The sequence below is a fragment of the Phytoactinopolyspora endophytica genome, from assembly GCF_004138495.1.
In the GTDB taxonomy this organism is placed as follows: Bacteria; Actinomycetota; Actinomycetes; order Jiangellales; family Jiangellaceae; genus Phytoactinopolyspora; species Phytoactinopolyspora endophytica.
Window position 1 is genome coordinate 703,304 of the sequence record NZ_ML142849.1, and the last position, 1,129, is coordinate 704,432.

At 70.0% G+C, this 1,129-nt stretch carries 2 protein-coding genes; both read right to left on the reverse strand.

Annotated elements, in window-relative coordinates; all coding sequences use genetic code 11:
- A partial coding sequence (gene ftsL, locus ELR45_RS34475) for a cell division protein FtsL (protein ID WP_165367426.1) occupies nucleotides 1-316 on the reverse strand: 316 nt, incomplete at its 3' end.
- Nucleotides 306-1,129, reverse strand: an 824-nt coding sequence (rsmH, locus tag ELR45_RS03070) for a 16S rRNA (cytosine(1402)-N(4))-methyltransferase RsmH (RefSeq protein ID WP_240759110.1), incomplete at its 5' end; no start/stop codon positions are given. The genes rsmH and ftsL, both read right to left, overlap by 11 nt.

Here is a 1,129-nt window from a genome sequence, read left to right on the forward strand (position 1 = left end):
CGGGAACCATTCCGAGTTCCTCGGCCCGTTCGGCCAGACCGGCGGGCGACTCCTGCGCGGCGACCTGGCTGGTCAGGATCTCCGCCCGGTCACGCAGTGCGGTGGTCTCCGCCTCGAGTCGCGCCAGCTCGAAGGATCCCTGCTGCAGGGCAGTGTTGAGCAGCAGAAGCCCGACCAGTCCCACGCCCAGGACCAGGAGGATCAGCACGACGAAGGGAGCCCGCGGCGTCCTCGCGACGCCCGGCAGGACACGGAGCGAACGACGCGTCCGTGGTCGCGAAACGCCAGGCGTGGTCAATGCCCTCTCAGCGCTCATGGTCGTTCCTCCCCGTGTGTTCGCCTCGCCCGCGCCTGTCGGCCGGCCGTGGCTCCGTGCTTCTCGTTCTCTCCGCCGCGCGCAGCCGCGCGGACCCGGCGCGTGGGTTCGTCTCCACCTCATCCGGCGCCGGTGTCTCTGCCTTGGTCAGCAGCCTCAGGAACGGTCGGTGCTCGGGAAGCTCTACCGGCAGTCCGTGTGGCGCTGTGGTTGTGGCGCCGGCCGCGAGCGTGCGCTTCACCATGCGGTCCTCCAGCGAGTGGTACGAGAGGAAGACGATGCGCCCGTCGACCGCCAGCGCGCCGATCGCCGCCGGGAGTGCCGTCCGAAGCGCCTCCAGCTCCCCGTTCACCTCGATCCGCAGCGCCTGGAAGGTCCGCTTGGCAGGATTGCCGCCGGTACGGCGCGCCGGTGCCGGGATGGCGTCCCGCACCAGCCGCACCAATGGTTCGCTGGTGCTGAACGGCTCCCGTTCACGCTGCCGCACGACGAACGACGCGATACGCGAGGCGTACCGTTCCTCTCCGTACTCACGCAGCATTCTGGTGAGGGCCGCGTGCGAGTACGTGTTGAGCACGTCAGCGGCGGTGGGAGCGTCCGACTGCTGGTCCATCCGCATATCCAGCTGCGCGTCGTGGGCGTAGGAGAACCCGCGGCCGGACTCGTCCAACTGGAGCGACGAGACGCCGAGGTCGAACAGGATGCCCTGGACGTGGTCGACACCGTGATCGGCAAGCACCGCCTCGAGCTCGTCGTACACGGCGTGTACCGCCGTGAACCGGTCACCGAACGGGGCGAGCCGGCGGCGGGCCG